The organism is Microbacterium shaanxiense, assembly GCF_054779995.1.
Window position 1 is genome coordinate 189,068 of sequence record NZ_BAAGXE010000004.1, and the last position, 25,580, is coordinate 214,647.

26 protein-coding genes and 1 pseudogene are annotated in these 25,580 nt (G+C 66.6%); 26 read left to right on the plus strand and 1 reads right to left on the minus strand.

Annotated elements, in window-relative coordinates:
- Positions 1 to 222: 222 nt before the first annotated feature.
- The 19 genes and pseudogenes from ACYVG2_RS14350 to ACYVG2_RS14440 all read left to right on the plus strand — a co-directional run.
- A pseudogene (locus ACYVG2_RS14350) lies at positions 223 to 606 on the plus strand (DNA cytosine methyltransferase); the annotation flags it as partial.
- 43 nt (positions 607 to 649) lie between these two features.
- Positions 650 to 1,090: a hypothetical protein gene (locus ACYVG2_RS14355; RefSeq protein ID WP_460781960.1), complete on the plus strand. Its 441-nt coding sequence runs from the start codon at positions 650 to 652 to the stop codon at positions 1,088 to 1,090.
- A gap of 323 nt (positions 1,091 to 1,413) precedes the next feature.
- Positions 1,414 to 1,761 carry a PadR family transcriptional regulator gene (locus tag ACYVG2_RS14360; RefSeq protein ID WP_460781622.1) on the plus strand — a complete coding sequence of 116 codons (348 nt, stop codon included), beginning with the start codon at positions 1,414 to 1,416 and terminating at the stop codon, positions 1,759 to 1,761.
- Positions 1,758 to 2,630 carry a DUF5808 domain-containing protein gene (locus ACYVG2_RS14365; RefSeq protein ID WP_460781623.1) on the plus strand — a complete coding sequence of 291 codons (873 nt, stop codon included), beginning with the start codon at positions 1,758 to 1,760 and terminating at the stop codon, positions 2,628 to 2,630. Before ACYVG2_RS14360 ends, ACYVG2_RS14365 begins: the two co-directional genes overlap by 4 nt.
- A gap of 257 nt (positions 2,631 to 2,887) precedes the next feature.
- Positions 2,888 to 3,187 (plus strand): PLD nuclease N-terminal domain-containing protein, encoded by a 300-nt coding sequence (locus ACYVG2_RS14370; protein WP_460781624.1) that lies wholly within the window; start codon positions 2,888 to 2,890, stop codon positions 3,185 to 3,187.
- Positions 3,184 to 4,140 carry an ABC transporter ATP-binding protein gene (locus tag ACYVG2_RS14375; RefSeq protein ID WP_460781625.1) on the plus strand — a complete coding sequence of 319 codons (957 nt, stop codon included), beginning with the start codon at positions 3,184 to 3,186 and terminating at the stop codon, positions 4,138 to 4,140. Before ACYVG2_RS14370 ends, ACYVG2_RS14375 begins: the two co-directional genes overlap by 4 nt.
- Positions 4,137 to 4,934, plus strand: a complete 798-nt coding sequence (locus tag ACYVG2_RS14380; RefSeq protein ID WP_460781626.1) for an ABC transporter permease subunit — start codon at positions 4,137 to 4,139, stop codon at positions 4,932 to 4,934. Before ACYVG2_RS14375 ends, ACYVG2_RS14380 begins: the two co-directional genes overlap by 4 nt.
- On the plus strand, positions 4,931 to 5,866 hold the full coding sequence (locus tag ACYVG2_RS14385; RefSeq protein WP_460781627.1) for an ABC transporter ATP-binding protein: 936 nt from the start codon (positions 4,931 to 4,933) through the stop codon (positions 5,864 to 5,866). Before ACYVG2_RS14380 ends, ACYVG2_RS14385 begins: the two co-directional genes overlap by 4 nt.
- Positions 5,863 to 6,720, plus strand: a complete 858-nt coding sequence (locus ACYVG2_RS14390) for an ABC transporter permease subunit (protein ID WP_460781628.1) — start codon at positions 5,863 to 5,865, stop codon at positions 6,718 to 6,720. Before ACYVG2_RS14385 ends, ACYVG2_RS14390 begins: the two co-directional genes overlap by 4 nt.
- A 179-nt stretch (positions 6,721 to 6,899) precedes the next feature.
- Positions 6,900 to 7,838 (plus strand): helix-turn-helix transcriptional regulator, encoded by a 939-nt coding sequence (locus tag ACYVG2_RS14395; protein ID WP_460781629.1) that lies wholly within the window; start codon positions 6,900 to 6,902, stop codon positions 7,836 to 7,838.
- A 195-nt stretch (positions 7,839 to 8,033) separates the two neighbouring features.
- A complete protein-coding gene (locus ACYVG2_RS14400; protein WP_460781630.1) occupies positions 8,034 to 9,116 on the plus strand; it encodes an ArdC-like ssDNA-binding domain-containing protein in 1,083 nt (360 codons plus the stop codon).
- A complete protein-coding gene (locus tag ACYVG2_RS14405) occupies positions 9,116 to 10,030 on the plus strand; it encodes a bifunctional DNA primase/polymerase (RefSeq protein WP_460781631.1) in 915 nt (304 codons plus the stop codon). The genes ACYVG2_RS14400 and ACYVG2_RS14405 overlap by 1 nt, the downstream gene beginning before the upstream one ends.
- A complete protein-coding gene (locus ACYVG2_RS14410) occupies positions 10,027 to 10,707 on the plus strand; it encodes a DUF2637 domain-containing protein (protein WP_460781632.1) in 681 nt (226 codons plus the stop codon). Before ACYVG2_RS14405 ends, ACYVG2_RS14410 begins: the two co-directional genes overlap by 4 nt.
- Entirely contained in the window at positions 10,704 to 11,138 is a 435-nt protein-coding gene (locus tag ACYVG2_RS14415; protein ID WP_460781633.1) for a hypothetical protein, read from the plus strand. Before ACYVG2_RS14410 ends, ACYVG2_RS14415 begins: the two co-directional genes overlap by 4 nt.
- 84 nt (positions 11,139 to 11,222) lie before the next feature.
- Entirely contained in the window at positions 11,223 to 12,092 is an 870-nt protein-coding gene (locus ACYVG2_RS14420; protein WP_460781634.1) for a hypothetical protein, read from the plus strand.
- On the plus strand, positions 12,089 to 13,156 hold the full coding sequence (locus ACYVG2_RS14425; RefSeq protein WP_460781635.1) for a ParB N-terminal domain-containing protein: 1,068 nt from the start codon (positions 12,089 to 12,091) through the stop codon (positions 13,154 to 13,156). Before ACYVG2_RS14420 ends, ACYVG2_RS14425 begins: the two co-directional genes overlap by 4 nt.
- Before the next feature lie 73 nt (positions 13,157 to 13,229).
- The gene (locus ACYVG2_RS14430; protein ID WP_460781636.1) at positions 13,230 to 13,916 is read left to right on the plus strand and encodes a hypothetical protein; all 687 of its coding nucleotides are present in this window, start codon (positions 13,230 to 13,232) and stop codon (positions 13,914 to 13,916) included.
- A 6-nt stretch (positions 13,917 to 13,922) separates the two neighbouring features.
- Positions 13,923 to 15,104, plus strand: coding sequence for a M23 family metallopeptidase (locus tag ACYVG2_RS14435; protein ID WP_460781637.1), 1,182 nt, complete (start codon positions 13,923 to 13,925; stop codon positions 15,102 to 15,104).
- Positions 15,104 to 15,370 carry a DUF6112 family protein gene (locus tag ACYVG2_RS14440; RefSeq protein WP_460781638.1) on the plus strand — a complete coding sequence of 89 codons (267 nt, stop codon included), beginning with the start codon at positions 15,104 to 15,106 and terminating at the stop codon, positions 15,368 to 15,370. Before ACYVG2_RS14435 ends, ACYVG2_RS14440 begins: the two co-directional genes overlap by 1 nt.
- Positions 15,371 to 15,378: 8 nt before the next feature.
- On the opposite strand, the gene ACYVG2_RS14445 is transcribed toward ACYVG2_RS14440, so the two are convergent.
- On the minus strand, positions 15,379 to 15,540 hold the full coding sequence (locus ACYVG2_RS14445) for a hypothetical protein (protein WP_185986158.1): 162 nt from the start codon (positions 15,538 to 15,540) through the stop codon (positions 15,379 to 15,381).
- Between the two features lie 347 nt (positions 15,541 to 15,887).
- On the opposite strand from ACYVG2_RS14445, the gene ACYVG2_RS14450 reads away from it, so the two are divergent.
- The 7 genes from ACYVG2_RS14450 to ACYVG2_RS14480 all read left to right on the plus strand — a co-directional run bounded on the left by ACYVG2_RS14450 (position 15,888) and on the right by ACYVG2_RS14480 (position 25,530).
- A complete protein-coding gene (locus tag ACYVG2_RS14450; RefSeq protein ID WP_036278399.1) occupies positions 15,888 to 16,157 on the plus strand; it encodes a DUF6112 family protein in 270 nt (89 codons plus the stop codon).
- Between the two features lie 30 nt (positions 16,158 to 16,187).
- Positions 16,188 to 17,570, plus strand: coding sequence for a conjugal transfer protein TrbL (locus ACYVG2_RS14455; protein ID WP_460781639.1), 1,383 nt, complete (start codon positions 16,188 to 16,190; stop codon positions 17,568 to 17,570).
- A 3-nt stretch (positions 17,571 to 17,573) separates the two neighbouring features.
- Positions 17,574 to 19,043 (plus strand): SCO6880 family protein, encoded by a 1,470-nt coding sequence (locus ACYVG2_RS14460; RefSeq protein ID WP_460781640.1) that lies wholly within the window; start codon positions 17,574 to 17,576, stop codon positions 19,041 to 19,043.
- Between the two features lie 16 nt (positions 19,044 to 19,059).
- Entirely contained in the window at positions 19,060 to 19,842 is a 783-nt protein-coding gene (locus tag ACYVG2_RS14465) for a hypothetical protein (protein WP_460781641.1), read from the plus strand.
- On the plus strand, positions 19,839 to 21,317 hold the full coding sequence (locus tag ACYVG2_RS14470; RefSeq protein ID WP_460781642.1) for an ATP-binding protein: 1,479 nt from the start codon (positions 19,839 to 19,841) through the stop codon (positions 21,315 to 21,317). The genes ACYVG2_RS14465 and ACYVG2_RS14470 overlap by 4 nt, the downstream gene beginning before the upstream one ends.
- Before the next feature lie 181 nt (positions 21,318 to 21,498).
- Entirely contained in the window at positions 21,499 to 22,512 is a 1,014-nt protein-coding gene (locus ACYVG2_RS14475; RefSeq protein ID WP_460781643.1) for a DNA-processing protein DprA, read from the plus strand.
- A gap of 69 nt (positions 22,513 to 22,581) precedes the next feature.
- Positions 22,582 to 25,530, plus strand: a complete 2,949-nt coding sequence (locus ACYVG2_RS14480; RefSeq protein ID WP_460781645.1) for an RHS repeat domain-containing protein — start codon at positions 22,582 to 22,584, stop codon at positions 25,528 to 25,530.
- Positions 25,531 to 25,580 lie beyond the last annotated feature (50 nt).

The window sequence follows — 25,580 nt, forward strand, 5'->3', positions numbered from 1 at the left end:
TCTGAGTTGACTCACGCGACGGCGCGAACCTCGCTTGCAAGACGCGTGGCAACTCGTTCGAGCGAACCGCGAGGGGTGAAAGGCGTTGGCCTTCGCGGCCGTCGTCGTGACTTGGGTCGCGTCTGCTGGCCGTCGGCGTGTGGGGTGGTTCGTGCACCTGGTTTGTGACCAGTTCGGAGCCGAGGTTCGGCTTCGAGGATCACCGTTCCAGGAGGTTCGCCCGTGGCAGACCAGGCTCCCACCGACCCGTCCGCGCCCCTGCGTGTCGGGTCGCTGTTCTCCGGCTACGGCGGACTCGACTTCGCCGCCGAAGAAGTCTTCGGAGCAAAGACGATCTGGTTCTCCGAGATCAACGAACCCGTCGCCCGCGTCTTCTCCCACCACTGGCCCGACGCACCCAACCTCGGCGACATCACCACCATCGACTGGAACACCGTACCGCCGGTCGACATCCTCTGCGGCGGGTTCCCGTGCCAGGACGTATCGACCGTGGGCAAGATGACCGGCCTCAAGCCTGGCACCCGCTCCGGGCTCTGGGCGCACATGGCGGAAGCCATCGACACACTGCGACCCGAGTGGGTCGTGATCGAGAACGTCCGCGGGCTGCTCTCCGCACCCGCCATCCGCACGAACCTCGAAGGAGACAACGATGAGCAACGCAACCCCGGATATGCAACCCCGACGATGCCACCCCTCGCGGTGTGGAACCCGACCCGTGGTATCTGGGAGAAAACCGCACCTCGACCTCTTCGGGCAGCAGGAGCAGTTCTGGGAGACCTGGCCGACCTCCGGTATGACGCGCAATGGCTCGGTCTTCCGGCTTCCCTCATCGGCGCACCCCACCCCAGATACCGCGTCTTCATCCTCGCCCACCGCACTCTTCCGCACCCCACTCGCCTCCGACGCAGCAAGGGGCGGGGAGACCTTGCAGCAAGTGAAAGCACGCCGCGGCACGATCGCACTGAGTCACCAGATCATCTACCTCGCTTTACACGGGTCACACGGCTACCCGCAGACCGAGGAACCCGAGAGCCTGTGGAGCCTGATCGGGCAGCTCTTCAACGATGGGGACGATACGCCGAAGCTGTGACCCGGTGGGAGCGAATCACTGGTCGTCCGGCCCCTGCGCCTGCGCTCTTCAACGACACAAGCGGACCGCGACCCGCCCCGGCGTTCGTGGAATGGCTGATGGGTCTCGAAATCGGGTGGGTCACTGCACCTTCGCGGGGTCTCAGCACAAACCAGCAGCTCGCGGCGTTGGGCAACGGGGTTCAACCTCTACAAGCCGTGAGTGCTATCACTTCGCTTCTCTCCGTCGCCCGACGAACACTGAGTTCACACGCGGTTCTCGCTCAGCGTTCGTCTCGACGGACTGTTTGACAACAGCTACTTTGTATTGCAAGGCTTGTTCGCATGGCTACCAGGGACCGGACCGCCCAACTCCGCAAGGGAGTTCTGGAGCTCGCGATCCTTGCTGTGCTTGACGGTGAGGAGTACTACTCCATCGAGATCATCGAACAGTTGGGCACGCAGCCCGCGCTGACCGCGACTCCAGGGACCGTGTATCCACTGCTCGCACGCCTGGACAAGGCCGATAAAGTCACGACTCGTTGGGTCGAGGCGGGGAGCGGTGGTCCTCCGCGGAAATACTACAGCCTCACAGATGAGGGCCGCGCGGCGCTCGAAGAGGGAGCGGCGGCCTGGGATGCGCTGAGTGGCGCGATGGGCGAGCTACTCCGGAAAGGTGGCCTCATCTCGTGAAGTCATATCTGCGGGCGGTTGGCGCCCACCTCGGGAGCCTCAGCCGAACTGACCGCATCCTCGCTTTGGAAGGGCTCGAAGCTCAGCTCGTCGAACTGGTGGATGCGGGAATCGAGCCAGTGGAAGCGCTGGGCGCTCCTGAGGACTATGCGGGCGAGCTTCTCGATGCGCTTGCGAGCGATGCGTCCGCTGATGAGCCCCACCTCCGAGTACTGGGTCTCCCCGTGGAAACACGGGGCCTGGTGAGTGCCAGGGTCCGTTCGCGAACATGGAATCCGGAGAGCCCGCGCCTCGTGGTGCCGAGACTGCTCGGAGTCGGCTGGACACTCAACCTCGGCGCTCTCGCCGTGAGACTCAAGCTCATCCGCCCTGACGACGCAACCAGCGACGTACTCGACCAGATCCCCGAACGCTCCGTCCGTGCCGCGCAGCTCGCACCGCTCCTGGCAGCAGGTGCGACCGCAGGCGCGTTGGCACTCATGTGGAAGAAGATGCCGGACCGGGTTGCATCTGGTTTTGATGCCTTTGGGCGGCAGAATCGGACGAGTTCAAAACTCTCCATGCTCGGCAGCCTGATGCTGGGCGTCGCGCCAGCGCTGTGGGCGCTACGCAAGCAGGCTTCGACAGAGGATCGACTCGTGAGCGCCGCAAGCGCGACAACCCTGGCTACTGTTTCAGCTTCAGCCGTCGCGGCTTCGATTTTCAGCGCGCGCGGGCCACGTGGCCGATGGGGCCTGCTCGTTCCTGCGGGACTCCTACTCGGAGTTGCGGCATCCCTCGGGGTGATCGTACTCCCGCTTCGCGCGGGACTGCGTCACGCCTGGCGCAACGCCAAGGCGACCCCTGACTACATCGATCGCGAGCGCTGAGGTCAACACAAGGATCGTCATTGACCGCAATGCACACTCTTCACCGCTGATACCTTCGGCGCCTGAGATCACAGGGTAGATGCCGCCTCCAGGCTGCCCTGATGACCCCTTGGGACGCGGCGACTGAGGATCACGCCGGGAAGAGCATGGTCGACTTGCCTCAACTAGTATGTAATGCAAGGATATAGGCGATACATGCAAGTGGCACATAACCCGCATCCTCTTGTTCGATCTCTCACGCAGAAAGCGGTCTACTCATGAACCTCGACACTTCCGTTCTCTCCGGCACGACGGGGCTGGTGATCGGGATCGCGCTGGGACTGCAGGCGCTTTTCGCCGTGATTGGTCTCGTCGTGCTCGCTCGCACACCCAGCGATCGGCTGGTGTTTGGTCGCAAGTGGCCTTGGGCGCTCATCATCTTGTTCATCAACACGATCGGGACGATCCTGTTTCTTGCGATCGGCCGCAGCCCTGCCCCAGTCGCAGATGTGTCGCCCGCAACGTCGGCCGATACGGCCAGCACCGTACGGAATCTGTATGACGGCGAGCAGCAGTGACCGCCCGCCATACGCCCGGCCTGGAGTCCTCTGCCATCGCTGTTCGCGGCTTGACGAAACAGTATGGGGACCAGCGCGTGCTCGACGGGCTCGACCTCTCTGTCGAACCGGGATCGGTATTCGGGTTCCTCGGCGCAAACGGCGCGGGGAAGACTACCGCTATCCGGATACTGCTCGCGTTGGCACGTGAGAACAGCGGGACCGTGCGCATCTTCGGGAATGCTCCGGGGAGCGCTGAGGCGCGCTCCCTCATCGGCTACTGCCCGGACGTACCCGGGTTCGCGTCCTGGATGACGGCCCGAGAAGTACTCGAACAGGCAGCGTCACTGTTTCAGCTTTCCAAGCAGACGGTTCGCCGTCGCGTGCCCGACCTCCTCGACCTCACCGGGCTGGCCGATACCAAGGCCAAAGTCGGCGGCTACTCTCGCGGGATGCGGCAGCGCCTCGGCTTGGCCCAAGCTCTGATCAACAGTCCGCGACTCCTGATCCTCGACGAGCCGACCTCCGCGCTGGACCCGATGGGCCGCCGCGCCGTTCTCGAACTCATCACCGAGCTCAAAGGCAATACGACGGTGTTCTTCTCCACGCATCTTCTCCCCGATGTGGAACGTGTTTGCGATGACGTGGCGATCCTCAGCGCCGGTCGCGTCGCCGCCGCGGGCTCGATCGGAGAGGTGCGTTCGAGATTCGGAAGCACTCGCGGACGAATCATCGTGGAAACGGATGAACCAGGCCGCCTGCGCATAGTGCTCGAAGCCGAGCCCTGGGTTCTGGAGATCGGCAACACGGAACGAGACTCACGCGCTCTCCTGCTCACGGTGGATGACATCGAGGAAGGTGCCGCACGGGTCGCGGCCAAGGTCGCCTCCTGCGGTCTCCGCTTGTACCGGCTGGATCCGCACGAGGCCAGCCTCGAAGACGTGTTCGTTGACCTGGTGGAGGCGGGCCGATGAACGCGATGCGTCCGCTGCTGCTTCTGCGCACAGACGAGGTGATGCGCACCTGGCGCGTTTGGGTGCTCCCCGCGGTGCTCGTGTTCCTGGCTGCGACGGGGCCGATCATCACCCGGTTCACGAAGGAGATCCTCGCCGGTGCGCTCGGTGGCGGTGAGGCCGGCGCGATCCTCCTGCCCGATCCGACAGCGGCGGATGCGGCTGGGCGGTGGATCACCGACCTCTCCCAGCTCGCCGTCTTCGTGGTCGTCGTCATGGCAGCGGGTGCGATCAACGGCGAAGTGCGCTCCGGGGTCGCCTCGCTGATGCTCGTGAAGCCCGCATCCCGCACCGCATATGTCGTCAGCCACGCCATCGTGCTCATTCTGTTCGTCGCAGTGTCAGCCCTCATCGGCGTGGTCGCCTCATGGGCGGTGACCCGGCTCGTATGGGGCGACGGCGAGATGGGTACCGGGGTAGACAGGCTCGGTACGATGCTCGGCGCGACGGGAATGTGGATCGTCCTCGCGGCTGTGCTCATCACCGCGTCGCTGCTTGCATCCGCAGCCTTCGATGCACTGGCCGCTGCGGCAGGCATCGGTATCGGCGCATACTTCCTTCTCCTCCTTGCAGGAACCATGCCGCGCCTTGCCGAATACACCCCGGCAGGTCTGATCCCCACGGCGTCGGCGATCGCCACCGGCGTGCCGGTGAACGATGCTGCGCTGTGGTGGCCCGTCATCACTGGCGTGATCATGGCCGTGGTTCTGCTCGCTTCCGCCGTGCTCGTCTTCCGTCGAAAGGAACTCCGATGACCCACCCGGCCGTCACCGCAGACCACCTCACGAAACGCTTCGGCGAGCACGAGGCCGTCACCGCGCTCTCCTTCACCGTCGCCCGCGGGCGAGCGTTCGGGCTGCTCGGCCCGAACGGGTCGGGCAAGACCACCACCATCCGGCTGCTCAACGGTCTGCTCACCCCCGACGGTGGCACCGTCACCCTGTTCGGTGAGCAGGTGACCGCGAAGAACGCGGACGGGCTCAGGCAGCGGATCGGCGTGCAGACGGACACGAATCTCTACGACACGCTTTCTGCTCGCGAGAACCTCCGCGCCTGGGGCGCGCTCTACGGCCTCGACCGCCGCTCCCTCGATCATCGCGTGGACGAGGTCCTGGGCGCTTTCGGCCTCGACTCCCGATCCGAATCCCTGGTGGGCGAGTTCAGCAAAGGGATGCGGCAGAAACTCGCGATCGGACGCGCCGTCATCCATGAGCCAGAGTTGCTGTTTCTCGACGAGCCAACAGCCGGCTTGGACCCAGAGGCAGCTGCCGAGCTGATCGACTATCTGAAGCGAATGATCCAGGCCCGGAGCACAACTGTCGTGATCTCCACGCATCAGCTCGCGGGGCTTGAGTCTCTCTGCGATGACATCGGCATCATCAAACAAGGCAGGCTTCTCACCGCCGGCCCTGTCGATGACCTCCTGCAGCACGAATGGCCCGGAAACCGCTTCAGCCTGCGAGTCGAGGGCGACCTGGATGTTGCAAACCGAATCGTGGCGTCGCTCGCGACAACCGATATCGGAGCGGACGACGAGCTGGCCTTTCACACGGAGGACGAGGGCACCGTTTCAGAGATCGTCGCAACGCTCGTGCGGGCGGGGATCGCAGTGCGAGCAGTCGTCCCGCAGCATCCCACGATCGAAGAGTTCTACTTCACCACGCTCGACAAGGAGACCGGAGCATGAACCCCCAGCCCCTCACCTCACAGGCGTCCAAGACCCGCAGCGGGATCGGCTGGCAGCGGGTCACAGCGGTAATGCGCAAAGACTGGCTCGAGGTGCTCCGCAACAAGCAGGTACTCGGCTCACTGATCGCGGTGCCTCTCGTGTTCGCGGTCCTGCTGCCCGCGGCGATCATCCTGCTCGGCGGCTCCGGGATCCTCACCTCGACGATCGCGGGCCTGCAAGGATTCCTCGACAACCTCCCTCACGGCGTCGCACCGTCTGGGTACACACCAGACCAGACCATCGTGTACGCGGTGATCGTATACTTCCTCGCACCGTTCTTCCTGGTCATCCCCGTCATGACCGCGTCGATCACCGCCTCCTCCAGCCTTGTCGGCGAGAAAGAGCGTCGCACCATCGAGGGCCTGCTGTACACGCCGCTGACGAACCGGGAACTCGTGCTCGCCAAAGTGCTCGGCTCGGTTATCCCCGCAGTCGCTCTCACCTGGATCGCATTCATCGCCTATACGGTGATCGTGGGAGTACTCGGTGCACCGATGATGGGCGGCCTCTTCTTCCCGACCTGGACATGGGCCGTACTCATCATCCTGCTCGTGCCGCTCGTCGGGTTTCTCGCCACCAGCCTGATCGTCGCGGTATCAGGCCGCTCAACCACCATGCAGGGCGCCCAGGGCACAGCGATGTTTGTTGTGTTCCCGATCCTCGCCCTCGTCATCGGCCAAGCCACCGGCCTCATGCTCTTCAACGTCACGGTCGCTCTTGTCGCGGCCGTGGTGCTCGCGATCGTTGATCTACTCGCTTTTATCCTCATCGTGGCGAAGTTCCAGAGAGAACGCATCGTCACGAAACTCTGAAACTCAAGAGCATTGCCATCTGCGCATTGGGTATCGGACAGTTGGCGAAGAGTGCGCCTGTCGCTCCTGACGATGCCGAGCACTCGGCGTGAAGGACTGCTTGTGCTCAGGTTCGCAGCCGATAGCAGTTGCACGGCGGTGACTGCACCGCACTGTCAGAAGTCACATCAATCGAGCAGATGAATCGCCTCTTCGTTCCGGTGCGTGCACGCACGGAGACCTTTCACCGTCAAGTAGATCCTGTCGCCTATGACAGCGTGAAGTTCATTGTCGTTCGCAGCGGAGCCGCACGTCTCTTCAGCGAGTTCGGATGCCAGAACGTCAACGTCGGTGATGTCGTCGTACTTGCAGCGAACACGCTCTGTGGGGCAGAGCCAGAGGACTGGATCACGACCACGACGCTGTACTTGGACCGTGATTACGTCATAGACCAAGTCTTTTGGCAGTACGCGGCACAGTTTCGTACTCGGCACGATGCCAGCGACTTCCTTGACGTGCATTATGCGGAGCCTGCGCAAATCGTCCGCATAGGTGAGGGCCGGGCCGGGCTGCTCATGCCTTGGCTGGATGAACTCGCAGCGTTGAGCTTGGACGGATTGGCACCCGAGCAGTTCTACCGGGCACAAGCGCTGCTGTTCTCGGTGCTTGATCTCGTGGTGCCATCGCTAAAAGTGACAGGCAGACGAGAAAGCGCCACGCAGCGCACCGCAGTGCTCCCATCGCAACCGCGACATCGTCAGTTTCGCCCTCTACGCGATGAAGCGCGTCACGTCGCCCAGTTGCTGTCGAACGATCGTGCGCGCCCATGGAAGATCCCCGAACTAGCTGATGAGGTGCATCTGTCTGTTTCCCAGATCCGGCGGGTCTTTGTTGATGCCTTCGGGAAATCGCCGATTGCGTTTCTGACGATGCTCCGAGCGGAACGAATGGCCGAGTTGCTGCGCTCAACAGACCTCCTCATATCGTCCATTGCCAATGAGGTCGGCTGGACTGATCCTGAGTTCGCGGCACGTCAGTTTCGCCGTAGTGTCGGGGTCTCTCCAAGCGAGTACCGGCGGATCAGCCGGAGGGTGACACCCCGATCAATAGCGCATCATGACCCGGTGAAAAGGGCATGATGCGGCGCTCGGATCACCAGGCATCCTGCTTCTGAGGTAGAGGTGGGCTGACCACGTCGGGTTCAGTGATGCACCTGTCGGTCGCTCACACTCTGTCCGTCGTCCGCCTCGATTGCGTCTCCTGAGTCCCTTCGCGCACCTTCTGGTCGCAGAGGTCACCCGCCGTGTGCAGGTGTCCGCGGAAGGAGGACGGCGATGGCAACCAGCGAGGAGGCGCGGGTGGCGCGGGATGCGAAGCTCGACGCGCTGCATGAACAGCTTGCCGGTGCTGTGGAGTCGTTGGTGTCGGGTGAGGACTGGAAGCGGGCGTTGGAGTTCGCGGCCAGGTTCCGGGCCCGCTCGTTCAACAACACCCTGCTGATCTTCGTGCAGCATCAGGCGGCGTTTGAGGCGGGCCGGGTGCCGGAGCCGGTGTCGTCGTATGTGGCGGGGTTCAAGCAGTGGCAGGCGCTCGGCCGGCGAGTCGAGAAGGGCCAGTCGGGGTACATGATCATCGCCCCGGTGACGGGCCGTTTCGCGTCGTTTACGCCGAAGGTGGCGGAGTCGTGGCGCCGGCTCGGCAGGTTCGAGAAGCCGAAGCCCCGTGAGGCTGTGCGGTCGCGGATGGTCGGTGTCCGTCCCGCCTATGTCTGGGATGTCTCACAGACCGCGGGTGACCCGATCCCCGCACCACCGTCACCGCGGCTGCTGGAAGGGGAAGCACCCGATGGGCTCTGGGATGGCGTCGCGCGGCTTGTGGAGGCGGAGGGGTTCAGGGTGTTGCGGGTGCCGCATGAGGGCATGATCCACGGTGCGAACGGTGTCACTGATTTTGGTGCGCGGACGGTGGCGGTGCGGGAGAACATGCCCGAGGCGGCGCAGGTGAAGACCCTCGTGCACGAGCTCGCCCACGTCCTCATGCACGGCCCGGACAACGCGGATGCGACGGGGCATCGCGGGATTGGTGAGGTGGAGGCGGATTCGGTGGCGTTGATGGTCGCCGCCGCTCACGGGATGGACACCAGCGACTACACGGTCCCGTATGTGTCGGGGTGGGCGGTGACGGTGCCGGAGAAGTCCCCGGTCGAAGTCGTCCAAGCCACCGGCGAACGAGTCCGCAAAACATCCGCCGCGATTCTCGACCAGCTCCCCACCGTGCAGATCAGCAACGGCGACCCTCCCGGCCTCACCCGCGAAACCCCAGCAAAGAAACGCCCCGAGCCTGCGGTCGAGACGACTGCTGATCCCTTGGCGGAGGAGCCGCGCCGCGCCGTGGCGTCGTCGGTGAGGAGCCTGTGATGGGTGCCGTTGATCTGTTCTCCGAAGTCGGCGGGATGCCGCTCTCCGAGGCGGCGGCGCGGTTCGCTGCGGCTGGGGTGCCGGTGTTTCCGTGCGTGCCGGGTGAGAAGCGTCCGCTCGTGTCCCGCGGGTTCCATGACGCGACTGCCGATCCGGGGCAGGTTGCAGGGTGGTGGTCGAGGTGGCCGTCCGCGAACATCGGCATCCCCACCGGTGCCGCATCCGGGGTCGAGGTCGTTGATGTCGACGTGCACGCGACCGGCACCGGATTCCCCTCTTTCCGCGAAGCGCACCGCGAAGGGCATGCGGCGGGGTGGGCGGCTCTCGTGCGCACCCCCTCCGGCGGGCTGCACGCCTACTACCCGGCGCACCCAGACCGTGCGCAGTCGTCGTGGCAGGCAGCGCGGGCGCATGTTGATTTTCGGGGTGACGGCGGCTACATCATCGCCCCACCGTCGACGGTGCTGCGCTCTGGCGGAGTGCGGGCACCGTACCGGCTCATCGTCGCATCAGGTGATACCACGGTACCGGTGGATGCGGCGCGACTGCGCGAGTTCCTCGACCCCCGCACCCCAATCCCTATCGACCGTGACCGTGCACGTGCTGCTCGGTTTGAGCGGCGAGGCTCGGATGCGAAGGTGCTCGCGGGCTGGGTGGCCGGGCGTGGTGAGGGCGAGCGGAATCGGGGCCTGTTCTGGGCCGCCTGCCGTCTCGCCGAGGCCGGCATCCCACCCAATGCGACCCTCGACGCACTGGGCCCGGCGGCCGAGCACGCGGGGCTCAGGCCGCGGGAGATCATCGCGACGATTCGCTCCGCCTACCGCACCACCCACCCCGCGCCTCGCACGTCCGTGGAGCCCGTGGCGGATGAGCGGCGTGTGGTGCGCGGATCGCCAGGGCGGGTGATCTCATGAGCGCCGTCGAACTCGTCTCGACGCAGGGTCGCCGGTTGGCGGTGGTGACGGCGATCACGGGAACGGTGTTCATCGCGGCCGGCGCGTTCTGGCTGTCCTTCACGGCGCTTGCTGATCTTGCGCGGCGGTCTGGGATTGATGCGGGGCAGGCGTGGGCGTGGCCGTTGATCGTGGACGGCATCATCGTCGTCGCGACCGTCGCCGTCGTCGCCCTCGCCAACCAGTCCCGCCCGACCTGGTACCCCTGGACGCTCCTCGCCGCCGGCGCCGTCGTGTCGGTCACGGCGAACGCGATCCACGCGATCATCGCCGCCGACACCGACGTACCGGCGGTTCTTGCAGCATCGGTCGCTGCGATCCCGCCGCTGGTGCTGTTATCGATCACGCACCTCACCGTCATCCTCACCCGCCCCACCACCGCGCGCGCTGCGAACGCGATCGAGGATGCTCCGGTCGAAGCCACCACTTCCTCGGGGCCGGTCGTCGTGCCGGAAGTTGAGCCGGCGCAGGCAGTGGTGTTGCCGGTGGTGTCGGTGCGTGAGCGGCGAGCTGAGGCGACCACGTTGCGGGAGGTGGAGGGGTGGTCGAACAAGCAGATCGCCCGGCATCTGGGCGTGCATCCCTCGACCGTCGGCCGTTGGTTCACCCCGGCCATTAGCAAGGAGGAGACCTCGTGAACGAGAACGCAGAGACGAGCCGCACGGAACTACCGGAGACGCGGCCCGAGATGGTTGAGGGTGGGGAGGCGGAGCGATCAGCGTTCGCCGTGCACCGCGACCCCTCACTCACCACCCCCGGCGCTGATCCTGGTTCGCGGGTGGGGCGCGGGATCGCGTGGGTACGTCTGACGGATCTGATCGCGTCGAGCACCGCCAGGATCGCGGGCCGCGGCATCAACTTCCAGACCGAACTCGCGCACCGTGCCCGCCGCGCGCCAGGTCAGACCTACCGGATGACCCGTGACCGTGCCCGTGACTTCCGGGAGCGCCGAGCGGAACGAGCGGCACCTGCGGGGTCGTCGGTGTTCGAGTCGTTCGATGTGTTCGAGCCGCAGGGTCGGCCGCGCTCGTCGTCGTGGGTGCGGCCATCTGGAACCGGGCTGGGGTGAGCCGCCATGCGCAGAAGACGGTGGCGCGACGGGATTGTGGTTGGTGGGGAGCCGGTGCGCACCTGCTTGTTAGGAGGTGCCACCATGCCACAACCCCACACCCCACGCCGCGACGGTCGCGGGCGTGGGTTCGAGAACTCAGAACGACTCCGCGAACTCCTCACCCGCCTCACCACTGCCGGCCCCGACGCCTGGCGGACGGACCCCGATGCAGCAGCACTCATGCGGCACGCGGCCGACAAGTACGCCGCGCTCGCCCGCAAGCACGGCCTCGATCCGTGGGAGGCGGCGGCTGCCGCGTTTGAGGCGATGCGCACGCCCTCGGTGCGGCGGGCGGATGATCCGTGGGCGGTCATCACCCGGGCCGTGCAGATCACCTGTATCGCGGAGAACCGCGCCAACGGGCTGCTGTGTTCCGTGCATCAAGCGCGCAGGCCCAGGTACTCGAGTTTCCATGACGCCGAACGTTTCTCCGACCGCGAAAACCCACTCACCGACTACCACCCCGCATTCCGCGCCGACCCCTTCGCAAACGATGACGTCGACGGCGAAGGCGACCGCGTGGAGGTGTCGGGGTCGACGGGGGTGGAGTCGGCGGTCGAGGACACGATCGCGTTGCTGTGCTGGTACGGGTGGGAGCCAGAGGTCGCGCGAGCTGCGGTCGAGTGCATCTGCGCACGCCTCGCAGAGTCCGTCTCGCGCGCAGGAGCGTACGAGTCACTACGACGCGACCAGCACGCCCGAGCCCTGCTCGATATCCCCGCACCATCGTGGTACCGGCTGCTGCGGATCATCCTCGGCACCCCCGACCTACACCTGGCCGGTACGAACGCAGGCCGTGGCGTGCTGCTGCGGCTGCTGATCGGCGACTCCCTCCGGCACCTGTTCAACGATGCCGACCTGAAAGCGGCGATCACGATCGCCGCACCCGGCGTAATGCGGGGCCGGCCATGAGCGAGCCGGGGCATATCGAGCTGGAGCGTGCCGTCGATTCGATCTGGGCCGGCCGCCGCCACCGCGAAGACTACGGCGACCTTGATCCGTTGGTGGAGTCGATCGCGCGGGATGGGCTGTTGCAGCCGATCACGATCACCCCGGACGGAATGCTGATCTGCGGCGCCCGCCGTCTGGCAGCGATCCGCCGACTCGGGTGGAAGACGGTGAACGTGTGGGTGCGCTCCGGCATCTCCACCACCCTCGGACAGCTCCTCGCCGAACAGGACGAAAACCTCCTCCACAAGCCCCTCACCCGCACCGAGGAAGCCACCCTCTACGCCGAACTGAAAGCCCTCATGCTCGAAGATGCGACCGGTCGGCAGGAAGCATCACGGTTCACATCGAAACAAGAAAACCCCAGGTCACACGGTGCCGCCACCGTGGCGGCACCGCAGAAAGGCGAGACCAGGCAGCAGGCCGCGCTCATGGTCACCGGCCGCAACGCGTACACCTCGCTAGAACGCATCAACGAACTGCAGAACCTTGCCGCTGGCCCTGCGCAACCCAACGACGTCCAGCGGCGGGCGCGGGAGGAACTTGACCAGATCGACGCGGGCGGGTCAATCACCGGAGCGCAGCATCGCATCCGCGCCGCACAAGCCCTCGCCGAACTCGACGCCCTCGCCAGCGACCCCGCACAACCGGCAGGCATCCGCAACACCGCAGCCGCAGGAGCTGCCCGTCTCCGGGAACTTGAAAACACCGCACGGCCGGCAGACTTGGAACGCCTGGCGGTGCTTGCCGTTGAACGTGCGAAGTCTGCGACGAAGAAGCGCCCCGCCCAGCTCGCATCAGCACGGCTCCACGCGGTTGAGGAACAGCCGCGGGCGTTCCTGCCGGTACGGTCGTTCGTCTACCTCTGGGACGAGCTCTCCACCTGGACCGAACGCTACGACCCCGAAACCATCGGCCCGGCCCTATCGGGTGAGCAGTGGGCGATGTTCGAGAACGCCGTCACCGCGACCATCGCGTTCCTGGATACCGCCCGCACCGCGCGAAACGTGCGCCGCGAAACCGCCTGAACCCTCCGCCGTCTCCCTGAGTGCTGTGGTGCACCTGTCTGGTGATCCGCATCTCGTCGGGAAGGACACCAGGATGGACCCCACCGCTCGCCGCCGCCGCACCGTGCTCATCGCCGCCATCGCCGGCGGCCTCATCCTGCTCCTCCTCATCGGCGTCGGCGTCTACGGACTCATCCGCGGACCCCAGACCACCGAACCCACTTCTACCGATGGCCCGACAGCAACGAGCCCGGTACTCGTCCCGGCAGAACCGGAGCCGGTGGTCGCGCTCGGCGGGCCGGAGGAGTTCGCGGTGGCGGTGGCCGAGGCGCTGTTCACCTGGGATACGACCAGCGGGTATGGGCCTGCCGATTACGCGCAGATGCTCGCCGATGTCACCGCCGACACCGAGGCAGACGGCGCAGCATCCGACGTCCGCGCGTACCTGCCGACGGCAGAGGTGTGGGCGCAGCTCCGCACCCACCAGACCCGGCAGCAGCTCACCATCGACACCATCGAAATCCCTGCCGCATGGGATGACGCGGTGGCGCAGGCTGTGCCGGGGCAGATTCCTGACGGTGCGGTCGCGTACACGATCTCCGGCACCCGCTACCGCACCGGCTACTGGGGCACCGACCCGGTAACGACGACGCACCCGGTCGCGTTCACCGTGTTCCTCACCTGCACTCCCGAACGGAACCCCGCCCCGCCGCCTGCCGATCCGATCACCGACACCTGCCTCTTGTTGCGGTTGTCACAGCTCGACAACCCGCTGCGGTGACCGGCCATGCTCAAGAAGCTCCTCGCAGCCCTCGCCGTCGCTGCCGTATTTTTCGGTCCCGCGACCGTTCTCCTCTCCGTCGCCGTCGTCGCCAACCCCGCCGTCGCCGCGTGCGCGCCGGGGTCGTTGATCGTCGGGCCGATCCCGGACTCACTGACCGCGACCACGCGCAACGGTGAGACGGTGACGCTGAATCGTCAGCAGCTCACCCACGCCGCCACGATCATCACCGTCGGCGGACAAGTTGATGGAGTTGGGCGGCCTGGTGTGGTGATCGCGTTCATGGCAGCGCTCACGGAGTCGCACCTGCGGATGCTCGCTAACACCGGCACCTATCCCGAATCCGCGAACTACCCCAACGACGGAGACGCCTCGGATCACGACTCCCTTGGCCTGTTCCAGATGCGTCCGCAAGCCGGGTGGGGCACCGTCGCCGAGCTCATGGACCCGAACTATCAAGCCCGCGCGTTCTACGGCGGGCCCACTGGACCCAACTACCCCTCACCGCGCGGGCTGCTCGACATTCCGGGGTGGCAGCAACTCGACCCAGGCGAAGCCGCGCAAGCCGTTGAGGTGTCGGCGTACCCGGATCGGTATCAGAACTATCAGCCCGTCGCCGAAGCGATCCTCACCGCCCTCACCCGCCCCGCACCATCAGGCGGCGGTGGCAACGGTGGTGATGTGGTGGTGCCGGAGACCACCAGGGTCGTGTTCCCGTTGCCGGAGGGCTCCTGGGTGCGGACCAGCCCGTTCGGGTGGCGCACCGACCCGATCACGTTCGAGATCGCGTTCCACTCCGGCAGCGACTTCGCCGCCGCCGACGGCACCCCGATCTACGCCGTCGCCGATGGGATCGTTACCCACGCCGGATACACCGGCTCCTGGGGCGGACTCATCATTGTGGAGCACACCGTCGGCGGGGAGCGGGTTGCGTCGTATTACGCGCATATGTGGGAGTACGGCATCCACGTCACCGAAGGCATGACCGTCACCGCGGGGCAGCACATCGGTGATGTCGGCTCGTCCGGTAAATCCACCGGCCCCCACCTGCACCTCGAAATCCGGCCCGGCGGGACCGGTCAGCCCGCGATCGACTCCGATCAATGGCTCACCGACCACGAGGCCGAGGGCATCACCGGCGGCAGCGCCTCCCGTGCGTCCTGCACCCTGAGCGGAGGTGGACGCTGATGGACGTGTTCCCCGACTTCGGCGGCCTCGGCGCCGCCGGCGACCTCCGCACCGTCATCGGCGCTCTGTTGATGTTCGTGCTCATCATCGCCGTCCTCATGCTAATCGTCTCCGCGATCATCTGGGCCATCTCATCCTCGACCGGCAACCCGCTCACCGCCACCAAAGCCCGACTCGGGGCCTGGGTCGCGCTCGGCACCGCAGCCCTCGCCGGTGCCGGCGTCGCCTGGGTCAACTTCCTCCTGGACGTCGGCGAACGCCTCTAGTTATGGTTCTAGCCGCCCGTCGGCCGGCTGATGGTGATCTCGCCGCTGGTGAGCGCGTTACGAAGGCACTCAGCAATGCGCTGCGCATCATCTTCGGCCGCTTCGGGCTTGAGAGTGATGCCGAGGCCGGAACTTGGCAGGTCCGCGCTCATGACCGTGCTCTCAATCATGGAATCAGAGTCACATCGGTCGTCCCCGGAGAAACGTGGATCAGCGACGCCGACCGACCACTGGTTGCCGTTTCCGTCCACGAACCTCACGTCGGAAACCTGAGAGCATCCCGCTAGCAGCACGCTAGTGGCGACAGCACACATCGTCAGAAGGTACCGGCCCCTCCTCGTAACCCGAGTCGCGGCAATCACATCGGTGAGAATCACCCCTGGCCCCGTTCCTTCGTTTGCCGAAATCAGGGCAACGCGAATCCGCCTATGACCAATCGAGCCTATCAAGGGGCTCGTGGTGCACCTGGCTGGCAAGTCCGCCATTCCCCGGCGCTTGTGAGCTGAAGGAGCACCCTGTGATTGATATCGATCCGAACGGTACCGGGCTTCCCGGTATCGAGCAGTTGCGCATCATCGTCGGCGCGGTCATGACCGTCGGCCTGATCCTGTCCGTCCTCGCCCTGATCATCTCCGCGATCGTGTGGGGTTTCGGCGCGAACTCCTCAAACCCGCACCTCGCGTCGCGAGGGAAGGTCGGCGTCCTCGTGTCCTGTGGGGCGGCGATCATCTGCGGTGCAGCGGTGACGCTCATCAACTTCTTCTGGGGCGTCGGCCAAGCCGTCTAGCCCCATCGCTTACGAGGGAAGGAGGATGCGGTGAGTGTGTGTGATGTGCCAGTGATCTCGGCCGTGTGCGACACCGTCGGCCAAGGAGCCGCGACGTTGATTGCGGCCCCGTTCGACTGGCTCGCCCAGGCGATGGGCGGGGCGGCGGCGTGGCTGTTCGAGGCGGTCTGGGCGGTGTTCGACACCACCACCCTCGTCGACGTCACCGACGAAGGCTACGTCGGGGTCTACAACATCCTGTTCGGGGTGGCGGTGTTCGTGGTGCTGATCTTCTTCTGCCTGCAACTGATCACCGGCCTTATCCACCGCGACCCGACCGCCCTGACCCGCGCCGCCCTCGGGGCCGCGAAGAGTATCCTCGGCTCGTTCGTCGCCATCGGACTCACCGGGCTGTTGTTGGAGATCACTGATCAACTCGCGGTCGGGATCGTGCAGGCGACGGGGAACACGATGGAATCCATCGGCGACCGGATCACCCTGCTCGCGGCGGGGTTCGCGGGGATCAACATCGCCGCTCCCGGTGTCGGGGCGATCGTCACGATCTTCCTCGCCGGCCTTGCCATCAGTGCGGCTGCGATCGTGTGGTTCTCCCTCCTGATCCGCAAAGCCCTGCTGCTGGTCGCGATCGTGTTCGCCCCGATTGCTCTCGCTGGGTTCTCGTGGGATGCGACCAAGGGCTGGTTCGGGAAGTGGGCGACGTTCGTGATCGCGCTGATCCTGTCGAAGCTCGTGCTGGTGGTGATCTTCCTCGTCGCGATCACCCAAGTGTCCGCTCCGATTGAGCTGGATCTCGCGTCGATCAGTGATCCCATCGCCGGGGTCGTACTGATGTTCATTGCCGCGTTCGCTCCGTACATGACGTACAAGTTCGTCACGTTCATCGGCTTCGATATGTACCACTCGATGAGCGCGGAGCAAGAAGCTAAGTCCGCGCTCAACCGTCCCGTCCCTGTGCCGTCAGCACCGAAGACCGACGGGGCGAAGAAGGTACTCGATGCCGCCGGCGATAAGCGCGGCGGCGCGGCACCGTCCGGTGGAGGCACCCCGCCCGGAACGACTGCGACGCCCGCTGCAGGAGGGGGCGCAGCGGCAGGTGGTGGTTCTGGTGCCGCGGCCGGTGCGGGTGCCGGGAGCGCGGGCGGCAGTGCGGGCGCAGCCGGTGCCGGAGCTGGCGGGGCTGCTGCTGCGGGACCGGCGGCAGCGGTCGTTGTCGGAGCTCAGGTGGTCGGTGCGGCAGCGACCGCGGGGCCGAAGCTCGGCGGCAAGGTCGACGGTGCCGCGGAAGGTCACGCGGCGGGGGCCGGTGAGACCGTGCAACCCGCACCACCGCCTGCACCGAGTCACACTCCGACCGCGCCACCGGCACGCCCGGCACCTGCGCCGTCATCGAAGCCGTCTGCTGGGAAGGAGTGACTGATGTCGACTCAGCAGAACACGAGTAGTGCGGAGTTCGGGTTGCGGGCGGTGCAGTTCTCCCGCCTCACCCGACGCGGCATCCTCCTCGGCCTCTCCCTCCCGCAACTCATCGTCCTCGCCACAGGCGTGCTCTCCATCGTCGGTGCCCTCTACGCGGGAGGTGGGATGCTGCTGGCCTGGACCGCACCTATCTGGCTGCTCTGTGCAGCCCTCGCCTGGACACCCATCGGCGGCAGGAAGCTCATCGAGTGGGTGCCCGTCACCTTCCAGTGGGTGGCCCGCACGCAGGCACGGCAGACGGTGTTCCAGCGGCGGGTCGTGAAGCCCCGTCCTGCGGGCACGCTCGCTCTTCCTGGTGATGCGGCGTCGCTGCGGGAGTGGGAGGACCCGGAGACGGGGGCGGCGATGATCCACGACCCCCACGCCCAGACCCTCACCGCGATCGTCGGCATCTCACATCCCGCGTTCGTGCTCCTCGACCCCGGCGAGCAGGAACGCCGCGTCGCCACCTGGGGGCGCGTGCTCGCCACGACCTGCCGGTCCGGGCGGATCGCCCGCCTGCAAGTGTGCGAACGCACCCTCCCCGATGGAGGTTCCGGACTGATCGAGTGGTGGCAACGCCACGGCACTGACGACGGGTCTTGGGCCTCCACCGTGTACCGCGAGCTCATCGACCGTGCCGGACCCGCCGGGGAACGCCACGCCACCACCATCAGTCTCGCCCTCGACCTCAAAGCTGCCGCCCGCCAGGTCCGCACCAACGGCGGCGGCATCAAGGGAGCCGCTGCCGTCCTACGACAGGAGATGACCACCCTCGTGACGGCGCTGCGGGCGGCGGAGCTCACGATCACCGGGTGGCTCACCCCCGCACAGGTCGCAGTGATCCTCCGATCCGCTTATGACCCCGCCACGGCCGCGATCCTCGAACGGAACACCGACATCGGACGCACGCTTGCGACCGCGGGGCCGGTCGCGGTCACCGAGTCCTGGGATCGGCTCAGGTCGGATTCCGCGTTCCATGCGGTGCTGTGGGTGTCGGAATGGCCGAGGTCGCAGGTGTATCCGGGGTTCCTCGCCCCGGTGTTGTTGTCGTCGGGGATTCAACGTTCGTTCTCGCTGGTGTGCACGCCGATCCGGTCGGATCAGGCGGCACGGGACATCAGGAAGAAGAAGACCGAGCTGATCTCGGATGCTGCGCAGCGGCAGAAGATGGGGCAGATCGAAGACGCCTCCCAGACCGCCGAATACGGCGACGTGCTCCAACAGGAAGCCGACCTCACCGCCGGCCACGGCGTCCTCCGCTATACCGGCCTCATCAGCGTCAGCGCGCCCACTTCGGAAGAACTCGATACCGCGGTCGCGGCGATCGAACAGGCCGCGATCCAAGCATCCTGCGAGACCCGGCGCCTGGTCGGGCAGCAGGCACAAGCCTTCACTGTCGCAGCGTTGCCGCTGTGCCGCACCGTCTGAACGACAGGAGCCCGTCATGCCGACCTTCCAGAACCCGACCACGGACGCCGCGGAAGCGTCCGAAGCGCTCCGTGGGCTCGCGCACGCCTCCCGCGTGTTCGAGGACCCCGCTGACACCTACACGGTGCTCGGTGACCTCCTCGCCGGGGTGCGATCCCTCCGGCAAGTGCTCGACCAGCTCGCCACCACCCACGTGACGAACCGGGTGCGCGCGCACGACGACGTCGGGGATCAGACCGCCGGCGCAACCTACGCGCTCGCCGCGGCCGCCGATCTGCAGCAGGCGGCGGCGTTGCTGGATGGCGTGCATCAGCGAGTGGATGCGGCGATGGCTGATTCAGGACGGATCGCCTGGTACCCCGCGGCTCGAGAACCAGGCCCGGTGTCGCGGTGGGTGAGCGTGGTGTTCCTGCAAGGGCAGGACGCCGACGAAGTGCTGACGATCATCGACCGCGACGGCACTGACGCGGCGATCGAGCACCTGGCCGTGTTCGACATGGGCGAGGAGACCACGCAGGCCGCGCTCGTCAACGGATACGTCTACAACACCATCCCCACCGGCCCCCTCGACCGCACCACCACCACAGACACCTACGCGCTGACCTACAACCAAGACCACGGGCACGTCTCCTTGCTCCGCGCACACCCAGAAACACGAGAGCCGGATGCTCAGGCTCCGTCGGCGCGGACAACGCCGAGCCGTCCACCGTCGCGCAGGCACGCACCGGTGGTCGAAGAGGAAGACGACTGGTTCGCACCTTCGCAGTCCTCGCCGGCGCTACGGGGGCGGGCGCTGTGAGTGATCGCCAGAAGCTCCATACCGCGGCGCTGGTCGAACCGGCCGGGGAACGCCGCAAGCAGCGAAAGGCACGCAAGCACGCCGCCGCGAAGATCGAGACCACCGCCCGTCGCGCCGAGCAGACGGCGGAGCGTGAACGGCTGGCGGCAGAGCGTGCGGAGCGCCGCAACACCACCTATCTGCCCGCCGCCGGCGAACCAGGGGCGGCGGCATTGCGGACGCCGGGGCGGTTCCGGTTGCCGCGACATCAGGACACCTCCGCGACCCTCGCGGGGGCGTACCCGTTCCTCGCGGAAGGCGGACTCGGCGCTGATGGGGTGTTCGTCGGGCAGGACCTCTACTCCGGCGGTTCGTTCGTCTACGACCCGTGGACCCTCTACGCACGCGGCGTCATCACTGCACCCAACCTCGTCCTCGCCGGCATCGTCGGCTCCGGCAAATCCTCACTCGCCAAGTCCCTCTACACGCGGTCAATCCCGTTCGGGCGCCGAGTGTATGTGCCCGGTGACCCGAAAGGCGAACACACCGCGGTCGCGGAGGCGGTCGGTGGGCGGGCGATCGTCCTCGGGCACGGGCTCCGGAACCGGCTCAACCCGCTCGATGAAGGCCACCGCACCTCGGGAGTCAGCGACGCGGAATGGGCCGCGCAGGTCGCGTCCCGCCGCCGGGAGTTGATCGGTGCTCTTGCGGAGACGGTGCTGGATCGGGTGCTGTCCCCGTTGGAGCACACGGCGATCGACCTCGCACTGAGAGACAGCGTCCGCTCCGCTCAGGTGCCGATCCTGCCGATGGTCGTCGACCGCATCCTGAGCCCTGAACCAGCGACGAATACCGACCGGCGGCTCGCGGAAGACGGCCGGCTCGTCGGCCACGCCCTCCGTCGCCTCGTCGCCGGCGACCTCGCAGGGCTGTTCGACGGGCCATCGACCGTGCGGTTCGATCCATCGCTGCCGATGGTCAGCCTGGACCTGTCCCGCGTCGCGGAGAACTCGACACTGATCTCCGTGCTGATGACCTGCTCCAGTGCGTGGATGGAGTCGGCGCTGATGGACCCGAACGGCGGGCACCGGTGGGTGATCTACGACGAAGCCTGGCGACTCATGGCCTACCCAGCGCTCCTGCGCCGGATGGACGCGCAATGGCGACTCGCACGGCACTACGGGATCGCGAACATGCTGATCTTCCACAAACTCACCGACCTCGACAACGTCGGCGACCAGGGTTCCGCGATGCGTGCCCTCGCGAACTCGCTGTTGGCGAATGCGGAGACGAGGATCATCTACCGACAAGAACCCGACCAGCTCGGAGCCACCGCCGCAGCCCTCGGACTCACCGGCACCGAACAGAAACTCCTCCCCGGCCTCGGCACCGGACAGGGGCTCTGGCGCATCAAGGAACGCTCCTTCGTCGTCCAGCACCAGCTCCACCCCGCCGAGCTCGCCGCGTTCGACACCACAGCACGAATGAAGGGCTAAACGCTCACGTTCAGGATTTCTGAACCCTGATTCCGCGTCATTCCGCCAGTTTCAGCCGATTTGTGGGGCGTTGTGAGGGTGCAGGTTCCCGCGGCCATTTGCTCACTCACGGTGACTGTCTGGGCGGGCCGGTTCGCACCTATCCCTCGATTGATACGCCACGACAGAGGGAGCAGCACCAATGGACACGATCAACGAGCTGGCAGCAGATGAGCGCACCGCGAGGATCATCCTCGCCATCGCCTCCGAACCAGGAGACGCGGTGACAGGACGGATGATCCGCACCATCGGCGCATCCGAGACGGTCGCCCGCGCCGTCTCGAATGAAGTTCCGGCGGGACCGGATGGTGACACCTGGCAGCGGCGCCTCGCACCCCGCATCAATGCTGAGGAGACCCGGAGGGTGCTCGCGGAGACCGAGCGTCACGGGATGCGGGTGCTGATCCCCGGCGATACCGAATGGCCGGCCTCGATCGATGCGCTCGGAGACCGTGCACCGGTGGCGCTGTGGACGAAAGGCAACGCGGGGCTGCTGACCGGCCCGCTGTGGGATCGCCTCACCATCACCGGCGCTCGGGCGTCCACCGGGTATGGGGAGCACGTCACCACGGAGCTGGTGCAGTCGGCGGTCGCCGACTTCCGGCTGGTGCTCTCCGGCGGCGCGTATGGGATCGATGGTGCCGCGCACCGTTCCGCGCTCGCATCGGGCGGTGCGACGTTCGCCGTGCTTGCAGGCGGCCTGGACCGGCTGTATCCGGCAGGGCACACTGATCTGCTGACCCATGTCGGCAAAGACGGCCTGTTGCTGTCGGAGTTGCCGCCGGGCGCGGCGCCGACGAAGTGGAGGTTCCTGCAACGAGGCAGGCTCCTCGCCGCGCTCTCCGGCACCGTCCTCATTGCGGAGGCCGGCTACCGTTCCGGGACCCTCCACACCGCCGCCCGCACCGCAGAGCTCGGCCGCCCCGTCGGGGCGATACCTGGCCCGATCACCAGCGCAGCGTCCTCAGGCTGTCACCGACTCTTGCGGGATGGCCTCGCCACGGTCATCACCGGCTACGACGATGTGCGCGGCCTCCTCGACGGGGTGCGGGATGGAGCTCATCGGGCCGTACGCCGCACCGCGGGGCTTGAGGTCGACCCCCTCGACACCCCGACTCCCTCTGCTCAGCGTGAGGGGCCGGGCCTGGACCGGTGAGGCGGGTGGTGCACCTGGTGTGAAGGCGGCCGGCTCGCGTCGCTGATGGACAACACCAGGAGGTATCTCGTGTCAGGATCACTCGCCCACATCACGCAGCCGGAGGCTGCGCCACCCAGAACGGGGGTGCGGCGCTGGTTGTCGGTGCTGCTGGCCCTGTTCCTGCTGGCAGGGTCGCTCGCGCTGAATGCGCCGGCTGCTCATGCGGGCAGTCTCGGGGTCGGGTACGACATCGGGAACGGCTTCCTCGGCGCGTACAACACCGATGTCGATGGCCGGCAGGCGTACTGCGCGGACCTGGGAGCGGATTCACCGTTCGGACAGACCTCCGGCCCGGAAACGGTCACGTCACTGGATTCGCTGTCGCGACAGCAGCTCGCAGAGCTCAACTATGTGCTGGACCAGTGGGGGCAGTCAGGCGACCCGAATGTGACCGCAGCGGTCGCCCTCTTCGTGTGGTCGGTCACCGACCCTGGCACCTACAACTCGCACGGCATGTCCGGCGACATCTACTACGTCGGCCGTGCACCTGCCGCAGTACGGGGTGCGATCCTCGCGAACCTGGACATGATGCGCCAGCAAGCCGCCGTGAACGCCGTCACCGACCCCTCACTGTCCCTGAGCCTGGACATGGTGGATCAATACGCCGGCACCCTCACCGTGTCCACGCACCCCGCGGGACTTACCGGCACAGCGACGCTGACGGACGCTGTCTTCACGGACGGTTCCTCGGCGCGCACGATCGGTGCCGGTGCGCACCCGATCACGGGCACCCCGGCAGACGGCGTGCCGTCGTACCGGGTCGGGGCGTCGATGAGCGTCCCTGCGGCGGGCTACGGGGCGGCAGTCGACCTGTATACGACGCCCGGGGCGCAGCGCCTCGTCGCCGCCGTCGCGGGATCATCCACGGGCTTGTCGGCGCGGGTGGAGTCGCCGGTGATCGAGCTGGATTTCCAGCCGGAGATCACCACCCAGGTCGCCTCCCGCTACGTCGCCGAGGGGGATGCGTTCGTGGATGGGCTCAGCGTGTCGGTGTCGAAGGGCACCTGGATTCACCTCGGCGGGAACCCGATCGAGGTCACCGCGACGGGCACCTTGTATGGGCCGTTCGATGAGCAGCCCACCGAGGCCGACACCCCACCCGCCGGAGCACCTGTCGCGGGCACGGAGACCGTGACGCTCACGGGTGCCGGGTCGTACACCTCACCGGGCACGATCATCGCCCCGGAATCAGGGTTCTACACGTGGGTATGGGCGATCGACAAGACCGCGCACGGGGCGCAGGCGAAGTACCTCACCGATTCGTTCACCGACCGCTTCGGGCAGGTGGCGGAGAGCTCGGTGGTGCCGTTCCAGCCCGAGGCCGTTTCGGAAGCGGATCAGCGGCTCGCGGTTCCCGGTGACGCGCTGACGGACACGATCACGGTGTCGAGCAGCAATGGTGCGTGGTTGAAGAAGGACGGCGCGCACATTCCAGTGGTGTTCGAGGGCACCGCCTATCAAGTCCCCGGCACCCTGCCCCCGGCGGAGAGCGCCGCGATCGACCCGAACGCGGTGCCGCTCGGCACCGTGACGATCACCGCAGACGGCCCCGGCGTCTACACCTCCCCGTCGGTGATCGCGCCGACGGGCGGGTTCGTCACCTGGGTGTGGGAGGTGAAGAAGGTCTCGCAGCCGGAGTGGGTGCGGGACTACCTCGCCTCCGACTGGCTGGACGAGTACGGGATCACGGTGGAGACGACGTCGGTGCGGTGGCCGGTCACGGTGACCTCGCTGATGCGGGAGTACAACGTGCACCCCGGCGGACGTGCCTTCGACGTGATCACGGTCACCGGGTTCCCTGCGAACCATGGGGATTTCACCGGCGACGGCTACTGGGGCGCCGACGTCGATGAACTGCACCACACCGTCTACGGCCCGTTCGCGTCGGATGCGGAACTCACCGATGATCTCGACCTGAACGGTGCTCCGGTGCTGACGGAGCTTACGACGCCGGCGAGGAATGGGGTGTACAAGCTCGGGTACACGGATGAGGACAAGATCGTGCCGACCGAGCCCGGCTTCTACGTCCTCGTCACGACTTTCGAAGGCGACGACCGCGTCCAGCCCTACACCTCCTCCCCGGCGGATGTGCTGGAACGGTTCTACGTCCCGCCCACCGGCACCGAGGTGCCCGTGACCGTGATCACGCAGGCGACGCCGGAAGCGTTCGTCGGTGAACCGTTCGAGGATACGGCGCTCGTGCAGGGCACGACGATTCCGGACGGCGCCTTCCTGGTGTTCCGTGCGTACGGGCCGCACCCGGCAGACGCCGACCCGGTGTGTGAGACGCCGTTCTACGTGAGCGCCGAGATCCCCGTCACCCACGCGGGGATCTACCGCTCCGGTACCACCACCGCGGACACTGCGGGGAATGTGTACTGGATCGAAACGCTCTACGACGCTGACGGTGTGGTGATGGCGGAGGGCACCTGCGGGGCACCGGGTGAGACGACCGTGATCCGGGAGCAGCCGGAGGAGCTGATCGTGAAGACGAACGCGGTCCCGACTGTCACGCTCGGGGATCCGGCGCATGATGTCGCGACCGTCACCGGCATTGTCCCGGACGGGGCGCGGCTGATGTTCGAGGCGTACCGGCAGGACGGCGACACCGCGACGTGCACGCCGGAGGAGCTGGTGTTCACCTCGACGGTGATCGAGCTGGATGGTCCGGGCGAGTATGCCTCTGACGAGGTGATCTTCGAGAAGGCGGGCACCTACTACTGGGTGGAGACCGTCACCGATCAGGGCGGCACGGTCCTTCACCGTGGTGTCTGCGGCGCACCGGACGAGACCACCACCGTCACCGACACCGACACCCCGGACGAACCCGGGACACCTGGCAAGCCGGGTGGGCCGGGTGAGCTCGCTCACACGGGCGGCGGCGACTGGTGGCCGCTCGGTGTCGCCGGTGGGCTGATGGCCGCGGCGACCGGCGGGGCGCTGCTGTTCGGTCGCCGCCTCGCGATCGCCCGCTAACGCGCAGGGTACGTCCGAGAGGAAGACGAGGCGTTCGAGGAGTTCAAGGC